The 9,450-nt window shown below is 72.2% G+C and carries 5 protein-coding genes; 2 read left to right on the top strand and 3 right to left on the bottom strand.

Going from position 1 to position 9,450, the window contains the following annotated elements:
* A partial coding sequence (locus TSO221_RS35835; protein WP_158284306.1) for a transposase occupies positions 1-118 on the bottom strand: 118 nt, incomplete at its 3' end.
* 226 nt (positions 119-344) lie between these two features.
* On the opposite strand from TSO221_RS35835, the gene TSO221_RS34250 reads away from it, so the two are divergent.
* A complete protein-coding gene (locus tag TSO221_RS34250) occupies positions 345-2,072 on the top strand; it encodes a tetratricopeptide repeat-containing glycosyltransferase family protein (protein WP_158284305.1) in 1,728 nt (575 codons plus the stop codon).
* Positions 2,065-4,110: a tetratricopeptide repeat protein gene (locus TSO221_RS34245; protein WP_109122923.1), complete on the top strand. Its 2,046-nt coding sequence runs from the start codon at positions 2,065-2,067 to the stop codon at positions 4,108-4,110. The genes TSO221_RS34250 and TSO221_RS34245 overlap by 8 nt, the downstream gene beginning before the upstream one ends.
* Before the next feature lie 10 nt (positions 4,111-4,120).
* Here the strand turns inward: TSO221_RS34245 and TSO221_RS34240 are convergent, their stop codons facing one another.
* Positions 4,121-5,905, bottom strand: a complete 1,785-nt coding sequence (locus tag TSO221_RS34240) for a ShlB/FhaC/HecB family hemolysin secretion/activation protein (protein ID WP_158284304.1) — start codon at positions 5,903-5,905, stop codon at positions 4,121-4,123.
* The coding region (locus tag TSO221_RS35830) for an MBG domain-containing protein (RefSeq protein ID WP_158284303.1) at positions 5,902-9,450 on the bottom strand (3,549 nt) is incomplete at its 5' end. The genes TSO221_RS34240 and TSO221_RS35830, both read right to left, overlap by 4 nt.

Genomic DNA, 9,450 nt, shown 5'->3' with positions numbered 1-9,450 from the left:
GCAGCATCGAGGGCTGAATGCCGAGCTCCCTGGCGATGTGCTCCAAGGGGCGGCCACGGCTCTCCAGCAGGGCGACCGCCTCCTGCTTGAACTCGTCCGTGAAGAAGTGCCGTGTCATCCACCATCCACCTCTCCGCTCCCAGCGGGAGCTTAGCAGAGGTGTCCACTGCTTCGAGGGAGGATCACACCCCAGCCGCTTGCAAAGTGAACACTGCTTGTCCAAGGTCGTTCGATGTGGAGCTTCGCCACCACTGAGCCACGGGAACGTCGCCCGATCAGATCCCCACCCAATGTCCCGCTCAGCCCCTTTCCGACCCGGGGGGCCTTGCTATCAGGTGCGTCGTTTGATCCCTTCCACCTCCCAACCGATGACGGCCGAGGACATAGCGGCGCAAGCTGCCGCACTCCATCGGCAAGGGCGGTTCGCCGACGCGCTGGATCTCTACGGCCGCCTGCTGTCCGGCCAGCCCGGCAACGCCGCGCTGCAGGGGTTGATCGGCGCCCTACACGCGCAGATGGGCCAAGCGGCGCTGGGGGTGGAGCATCTGCTCCAATCCGACGCGCTGGCTCCAGGCAACGACGAGACCTTGCACAATCTGGCGACGGCTTTGGCCGCGTGCGGACGCGCCTCCGAGGCCGCCGACGCCTGGAACCGGCTGGGGGCGGTCCGCTACCAGCGCCGCGACCACGCCGGGGCGGAGGCGGTGTTCCGCCAAGCGCTGGCGCTGCACCCCGGCCATTTCGGCGCCGCCGCCAATCTGGGGGCCAGTTTCCAGGCGCAGGGCCGCCATGCCGAGGCGGTCGCCCTGTTCACCACGCTGCTCGACGGCGATGCCGACGAGGCGGAGGTCCACAACAATCTCGGCAACGCCCACATGGGCGCCGGAGCGCTGGACGAGGCCATCGCCGCCTACCGCCGCGCCATCGCGCTGCGCCCGGAGTATTTCGAGGCGTACAGCAACCTCGGCCTGGTGATGGCGCGCCGGACCCCGCCCGCCGGGGCGTCGGCCGATGCGGATCCGGTATCCGAGGTCCGGCGCTGCTACGAGCGCGCCCTGGCGCTGCGCCCCGATTTCGCCGCCGCCCATTGGAATCTCAGCCTGTGCCTGCTGCTGCAGGGCGATTACGAGCGGGGCTGGCCCGCCTACGAATGGCGCTGGCGCTGGGACGGCTTCGGCGAGGCCCATCGTCCCTTCGCCCAACCGCTGTGGCGGGGCGAGCCGCCGCAGGCGCTGGCCGGGACGTTGCTGCTGACCGCCGAGCAGGGCTTCGGCGACACGCTGCAGTTCGCCCGCTACGCCGCGCTGCTGGCCGGGCGCGGCCACGACGTGACGCTGGAGGTGCAGGCCCCGCTGTTCACCCTGCTGTGGACCAGCCTGGGCCGCCATGGCGTGCGGGTGGTGCCGCGCGCCGGCTCGCCGGCCCAGGTCCACGACGACCTGCCCTTCGCCGCCCATGTCCCGCTGATGAGCCTGCCCGCACGGTTCGGGACGCGGCTGGACAGCATCCCGTCGGCCTGCCCCTACCTGTTCGCCGAGCCGTCGCGGGTGGCGCGGTGGCGGGGGCGCCTGGACGCCGCCGCCGGGCCAATCGTCAAGGTCGGTCTGGCGTGGAGCGGACGGCCCGAGCACGCCCGCGACCGCGAACGCTCGCTGCCCGTCGGGGCGCTGGCGCCGCTGCTGGCGGTTCCGGGCGTGCATTTCTTCGTCCTGCACAAAGGAGGCCCGCCGGTGGAGCCGCGCGCCAACCTGACGCCGCTGGGGCCCATGCTGCATGATTTCGCCGAGACGGCGGCGGTGGTGGACACCCTCGATCTGGTCATCACGGTGGACACCGCGCTCGCCCATCTGACCGGGGGGCTTGGCCGCCGGGGCTGGGTGCTGCTGCCGTTCAGCCCCGACTGGCGCTGGCTGCTCGACCGCGACGACAGCCCCTGGTACCCGAGCCTGACCCTGCTGCGCCAGGACACGGCGGGCGACTGGGCGCCGGTGGTGGCCGAGGCGGCGCGACGCCTTCACGCCTGGGTCGAGGACGGGGGCAAGGACGGCGTGCCGCCGGTTCGCCATGACTGACCCCGCCGCTCCCGGCACCCTGCTGGCCCAGGCGGCGGAGCGGACGGAGGCGGGCGACCTCGCGCGGGCGCGGGAGCTGTGCGACCGGGCGCTCGCCGGGCACCCGGACCATCCCGGCGCCCTGGCGCTTTCCGCGACGCTGACCGCCATGGCGGGCGATCCCGCCGCCGCGGTGCCGCTGTTCCGCCGGGCCATCGCCCAGGGCGGCGACAACCCCGACTGGCTCTACAACCTGGGGCGGGCGCAGCAGGACAGCGGCGATCCCGACGGCGCGCTGCGCAGCTTCGTCGGCGTGACCCTGCGGGCGTCGACCTACCTGCCCGCCTACACCGGTATCGGCAACCTCTTCGCCCAGCAGGGCGCTCATGACGATGCCGCCGCCGCCTTCCGCCGGGCGCTGGAGATCGATCCGGCCTCCGTCGACGCGCGCCTGTCCCTGGGGTCGGTCCTGACGGCCGCCGGGCGGCCCGATCTGGCCTTCGTGGAGTACCGCACGCTGGTCGAGCAGCAGCCGTCGGTCGGGCGGTTCCGCTTCCTGGCCGGCACCGCGGCGCTGGTCGCCGACGATCTGGCGCAGGCCGAGCATCACCTGCGGCAGGTTCTGCTGCAGGCGCCGGACGATGTCGCGGCGATGAACAACCTCGCGCTGTGCCTGTCGCGGCAGGGGCGGGTGACGGAGTCCGCCTTCTATTTCCGCGCCGCCACCGACCGCCAGCCCGACTATGCCGCCGCGTGGTTCGGTCTGGCCGCCGTCCTGGAAAAGGGGCTGCCGGGGCCGGACCTCGACGCGGCCTACCGCAAGGTGAACGAACTGCGGCCCGACGATCCGGGAACCGCCAGCAACCGGCTGATGCTGGCGAATTACCGCGACGACCTCGACCCGGCGGCGGTGTTCGCCCGCCACCGCGCCTGGGGCGAGGCGCTGGAGGCGCGGGTCGCTCCGATGGAGCCGCCACCCCATGGCGACGGGCGACGCCTGCGCATCGGCTACGTCTCGCCGGATTTCCGCGCCCACTCCATCGCCATGTTCCTGCTGCCGCTGCTGGAGCATCACGACCGGACGCGGGTCGAGCTGTTCGCCTACGCCAACATCGAGCGCGCCGACGGCATCACCCGGCGGGTCCGCGGGTTGGTCGACCACTGGCGCGACATCCGGGAGCGCAGCGACGACGAGGCCGCCGCGACGATCCGCCAGGACGGCATCGACGTGCTGATCGATCTGACCGGCCACACCGCCGGCCACCGCCTCGGGGTCTTCGCCCGCCGGCCGGCGCGGGCGCAGGCAACGTGGCTCGGCTATCCGGCGAGCACCGGGCTGTCGGCCATCGACGTCCGCTTCACCGACGCCATTGCCGACCCGCCGGGCGCCACCGACGCCTGGCACAGCGAGCGGCTGGAGCGGCTGGACGATTGCTTCCTCTGCTACAGCCCGCTGGAACCCGCACCCGATCCGCTGCCGCGGGCGGCGGACGGGCCGGTCACCTTCGGGTCCTTCAACGCGCTCGCCAAACTCAATCCCAGCGTCGCCGCCCTGTGGGCGCGGGTGCTGAACGCGGTTCCCGGCAGCCGCCTGCTGCTGAAGACGGCTCCCCTGGCCGACCGCGCGGTGCGCCGCCGGGTGCAGGGCCTGTTCGCCGAACACGGCGTCGCCGCCGACCGGCTGGACCTGCGCGGCCACCTGCCCAACGGGGCCGAGCATCTGGCGCTGTACGGCGCCATGGACATCGCGCTGGATCCCTTCCCCTACAACGGCACGACGACGACCTGCGAGGCGCTGTGGATGGGGGTTCCGGTGCTGACGCTGCCCGGCGCGCACCACGCCGCCCGCGTCAGCGCCAGCCTGCTGACCGCCGTCGGCCTGCCGGAGCTGATCGCCGGCAGCCCCGACGATTTCGTCGAGCGCGCCCACGCCCTGGCGGCGGACCGCGCCCGGCTGGAGGAGTGGCGCCGCGGCCTGCGGCCGATGATGCAGGGATCCCGCCTGTGCGACGCGGCGGCCTTCGCCCGTCGGTTCGAGGAGCGCTGCCTGGCTTTATGAGGCCAGGCCCTCAATAGGCGAGGATGAGGCCGACATGCGGCCGGGTGCGGCCGCCCTTTCCCGTTGCGCTGATAAGCGCCCAGCCATAGTCGAAGCGCAGGGACAGGTAAGGCGGCCAGGAATAGCGAAGACCGAGCCCGACGCCCGAGACGTAGGCGGCCTTGCGCTCGCCGGTGCCGGGATTGCGGTTGTTGGCGATGCCGTAGTCCCAGAAGCCGAGGAACTGGAGTTTGTCGTCCATCTCCCCCACCTCGAGGGCCTTGAGGAGGCTGACCTCGGGCGTGCGCAGCTCGTTGGTGACGAGGACTCCCTGATCGCCGTTGATCGCGCGCTCGTCATAGCCGCGCACGCTCGTGGCGCCTCCGAAGCCGAGCTGTTCGGATGAGGGAAGCGCGCCGTTGGCGAGTTGCCCCTGGACGCGCACCATCCACGAGAACGCTTCGGGCAGTGTGGTCAGACGGTCGACACCGATGCGGCCATAGCTGTAACGCGCATGGGTTCCGCTCCGCTGGGCCTGGAAGGCCGCGGTGGTGTTCCTGTCGTTGAAGCCGCCGGGGCTGACGAACAGGGTGGCGTTGAACGCCGTCGCCCCCCAGCCGTCGGGCAGCGAGGCGCTGTAGCCCGCCACCCACTGCGCGACGTCGGTGGAGGTGTTGGAGACGCGGAAGCCGCCGAACTCCAGATTGTTGTTCGTGCGTTTCCAGTCGAACCCGACCTGCACCGCCTGCTCCACCCCCGCCAGCGTGGGCAGCGGCATGCCGTAGCGGGCCGACGCCTGGGAGGAGCGGCCCAACTGATGGAAACCGCTGGCCACGACCGGCAGGCTTTCCGAATAGCTGCCGAACATGGTCAGCGTGTGACGCCAGGGCAACGGCACGACATAGCTGCCGGAATGGCTGGTCGAATGGGCCTTGGGTGAGGAGCCGGCGAGGCGGTCGCCTAGGAAATCGGGGCTGGCGGTGAACTGGTAGGACAGTTGGTGGTCGCGCCAGAAGGCGTTGCCCCAGTTGATGCCGACGAAGGTGCGGCCGCGCTCGGTCGTCGGGCTGCCGGTGTTCTCGTAGCCGCCGTTGACGCGCAACGGCAACTGGTCGACGGTGCGCAGCACGATGTCGGAGAAGCCCGGCTTCTCGGAGCGCTGGTAGACCAGATCGACGCGGCGGAACGGGTTCTGGTTCAGCCAGTTGATGTCGGCAAGCAAGCGGCTGGACAGGATGCGGTCGCCGGGCCGGGTGGTGACCTCGCCCAGCAGCAGTTCGTCGGAAAACCAGCGGTTGCCCTCGGTCCGTACGGCCCCGGCGGTGAACTCCAGCGCCAGGATCTGCACGGTGCCGGTGGAGATGTCCTGCTCGGGGATCAGCACGTCGACCAGCGGGTGGTCGTGCTCGCGGAAATAGACCACGGTCTGGCGGATGATCTCGTTGAGCCGGTCGAGCGTCACCGGCTGGTCCAGGTGCGGGGCCATCAGGGCCCGGAACCCGGGCGTGTCGAGGATGTCGACGCGCCGGCTGTCGATCCCGGTCTCCGGCGCCCCGTCGCGCCGCAACTGGCCGGCATCGGTCAGGAAGACCAATCCCTTGAGCGCCGGGAGGATGACCCGCTCGCCGCTCGGCAGCGGGGCGGGCGGCAGCGGGGCCGGCAGAGTCCTGACCGGCGGGTTCGCCGGCGGCGTCTTGGGGGCGATGCGCTGGAAATCCTGGGCGGCCGCGGGCGCGGTGACGGCGGCGAGGAGGAGGACGGCGAGGAGGACGGGGGCCAGCAGCGCGTCGGGCTGCGGGCGGAACGGCCGGCTCACTGGGCCGTCTCTTGGTGGCGCTGGTCGGTGCTGCTCTGGCCGTTGGGGTTGACGATGGCCACGCTGGGGTTGTCCTCGGCCTTGAAGGTGGTGAAGCTGGAGGCGGACGCCAGTGGCGTGCCGCCATTGCCTTCGCCCCGGGTGGAGCTTTGCGCGGAATTCGCGCCGTCGCCACGGTTGGCCGCCGTCGGGGATGCGCCCGGCGTGGTGATCGGCGCGTTGCCGGTGGACGGGGCGTTGCTGCCGGTGGCGGCCGAGGAGGCAGCGTAGCTGGCCGGCTGGCTGTAGACGACGTTGAAGCCGCCGGCGCTGACCGACGTTTCGAGCTGGCCGGTCGGCGCGCTGACCGGAGCGCTCACGCCGCCCGCCGACGGGGCGGACGGCGCCGTCACCTGGACGGTGACGATGCCGGCGGACTGCGGAGCGGCGCTCCCCCCGGCGCCGGGTGCGGAGGACGGCGGCGTCGAGGGCGCAGGCGCCGTGACCACGACCGCGGAGGTGGTGCCGCCGGCGGACGGCGAGCTTGCGGTGCCGGTGGCCGCGACCGTGTTCGGCCCGGTGACGGTCGGCGGCGGAACGAACGTCGGTCCGGTTGTCGTGCCAAGGGACACGGTCGGCGTGCCGATGCCGGTCGTGGTGCCGGTGATCGCCGGCGGCAGGGGAACGACCGGCGGCGGCGGTGGGAGAGGCGGCGTCACAACGGGCGGTGCGACCGGTGTCACCACTGGCGTCACGACGGGCGGAGGCGTGACCGGCGTCACGACGGGCGGGGGCGTGACCGGCGTCACGACGGGCGGCGGTGACGGAGGAGTCGGTTCGACGGGCGGCGTGACCGGCGTCACCACCGGCGGGGGCGCAACCGGCGTCACCACGGGAGGAGGAGGCGGCGAAACCGGGGACACGGGCGGAGCGGCGATGGTCAGCGTGCCGGGAACCAGCGATTCCACCGTGTAGCCGCCGCTGGTGGTGACGCTGCCCGGGGCGATGGCGATGGTGTAGCTGCCGGCCGGCGATCCGGCGGTGGCCGTGGTGGTCAGCAGCGGCGTGCCCGACAGGATGGCGCCGATCGTGTCGCCGCCCTCCAGGCCGCCGGCGGTCCAGGTCAGGGTGGGCGGGCTGGCGCCCTGGGTGACGGACTTGCTGTCGGCGGTGAGCGTCAGCGGCCGGTCGGCGTAGAGGAACTGGCTGCCGCTCTCCGTCACCGATCCCGGCGCGTAGGTGTCGTAGGTCTTGTAGCGGATCACGCCGCCGGTCAGCCCGCCGGTGCTGCTGGTGGTCTTCTTGGCCGCGTAGACCAGGAAGCGGCTGGCGGCGGCGCTGAGCGCCGAGGCGCCGGCGTTGTTGGTGAAGGCCCCGGCGTCGGTGGCGAGCACCAGTTCGTTGGCGCCGCTGCCGCTGGCCGTCACGGTGCCGTTGAGGATCACGTCGCTGCCCGCCGTGGGGCCGCGGTTGAGGACGCTGACGGTGCCGGCGGTGAGGGTGCCGAGCGTGATGGCGCCCGACGTGGCGTGGGTCTTGCCGGTGCCGGGCGCCAGCAGGATGGACAGGGTGCCGGTGCCGGCGTCGATCGCCGTGCCGGCGGCCATGGCGACGACCGCCGCCCCGCTGTCGCGCTGGACGTCGACCACGCCGTTGGCCAGCGTCTCGTTGGCGATCAGCGTCAGGTTGCCGTTGTCGGTGGTGATGCCGGCGTTCAGCAGGATGCTGCGCCCGGCCTGGAGCGTGAGGGCGCCGCCGGTGCCGGACGGGTTGTCGACGGTGATGGCGCTGTCCACCGTGATGTCGTTGCTAGCCTGGAGCGCCACGGCGGTGCCGGCGTTCAGCGTCGCGGTCAGGTGCGCCGGGGCCAGGGTCACGGTCTGGGCCGACGCCGCCGCGAAGGTGAGCTGCGAGGGGTCGGTGAGGCCGACGGCGACGCGCCCGCCGGTCCCGTCGGCGGTGGAGGACACGAGGAAACGGCCGGACAACTCGGTCACGGTGGAGAAATTTGCCGACGCCTTGCCGCCGACGAGGCTGTTGGCGGCGGACACCGCGCCGGTGATGCCGGCGGTGCCGTTGCCCCAGGTCGCCGCCCCGGCGCCGGCCAGGGTCCCATTGCTCCACTGCGAACTGGCGACGACGTAGTGGCCGTTGCTCAGCGCCGTCACGCCGCCGCTGCCCACGTTGTCGTTCTGGGTCAGGCCGACGAGGCTGTTGGCGGCGGACACCGCGCCGGAAACCCCGCTGGTGCCGCTGCCCCAGGTCACCGCCCCGGCATTGGTGACGCTGCCGTTGCTCCATTTGGCGCTGACGACGACGTAGTTGCCGTTGCTCAGCGCCGCCACGCCGCCGCTGCCAATGTTGTCGTTCAGCCGGGTGCCGACGAGGCTGTTGCTGGAACTCACCACGCCGGTGACGCCGGCGGTGCCGTTGCCCCAGGTCACCGCGCCGGCACTGGCGACGCTGCCGTTGGCCCACTTGCTGCTGGCGACGACGTAGTTGCCGTTGCTCAGCTCCCTGACACTCCCGCCCACCGCGGCGCCGGTGGTGGTGCCGACCAGGCTGTTGGCGGCGGACACCGCGCCGGTGACGCCGCTCGTCCCGCTGCCCCAGGTCACCGCCCCGGCGCCGGTGAGGGTGCCGTTGTTCCATCTGGTGCTGGTGACGACGTAGTTGCCGTTGCTCAGCGCCGTCACGCCGTCGCCCACCTGATTGCCGAAGGAGGTGCCGACCAGGCTGTTGGCGGCGGACACCGCGCCGGTGACGCCGCTCGTCCCGCTGCCCCAGGTCACCGCCCCGGCGCTGACGACGGTGCCGTTGTTCCATCTGGTGCTGGTGACGACGTAGTTGCCGTTGCTCAGCGCCGTCACGCCGTCGCCCACCTGATCGTTGCCGTTGGTGCCGACGAGGCTGTTGCTGGAACTCACCACGCCGGTGACGCCGGCGGTGCCGCTGCCCCAGGTTGCCGCCCCGGCGTTGGTGGCCGCGCCGTTGTCCCAATTGTTGCTGGTGACGACGTAGTTGCCGTTGCTCAGCGCCGTCACGCCGAGGCCGACATTGTCGTTGGCCTTGGTGCCGACGAGGCTGTTGCTGGCGGACACCGCGCCGACGACGCCGGCGGTGCCGCTGCCCCAGGTCACCGCCCCGGCGTTGGTGGCCGTGCTGCCGTTGTCCCAACCGCTGCTGGCGACGACGTAGTTGCCGTTGCCCAGCACCTTGACGCTGCCGCCCACGGCGTCGGTCGTCCGGGTGCCGACGAGGCTGTTGCTGGAACTCACCACGCCGGTGACGCCGCTGGTGCCGTTGCCCCAGGTCACCGCTCCGGCGTTGGTGGCCGTGCTGCCGTTGTCCCAATTGCTGCTGGCGACGACGTAGTGGCCGTTGCTCAACGCCGTGACGCCGCCGTTGCCCACGGCATCGTTGGCGGTGGTGCCGACGAGGCTGTTGGCGGCGGACACCGCGCCGGTGACGCCGGCGGTGCCGCTGCCCCAGGTCACCGCCCCGGCGCTGGCGGCGGTGCCGTTGGCCCAATTGCTGCTGCGAACGACATAGTTGCCGTTGCTCAG

This window comes from Azospirillum sp. TSO22-1 (genome assembly GCF_003116015.1).
Taxonomy (GTDB): domain Bacteria; phylum Pseudomonadota; class Alphaproteobacteria; order Azospirillales; family Azospirillaceae; genus Azospirillum.
Note: the sequence above shows the minus strand (reverse complement) of the source record. Positions and strands in the feature narration are given on the sequence as shown.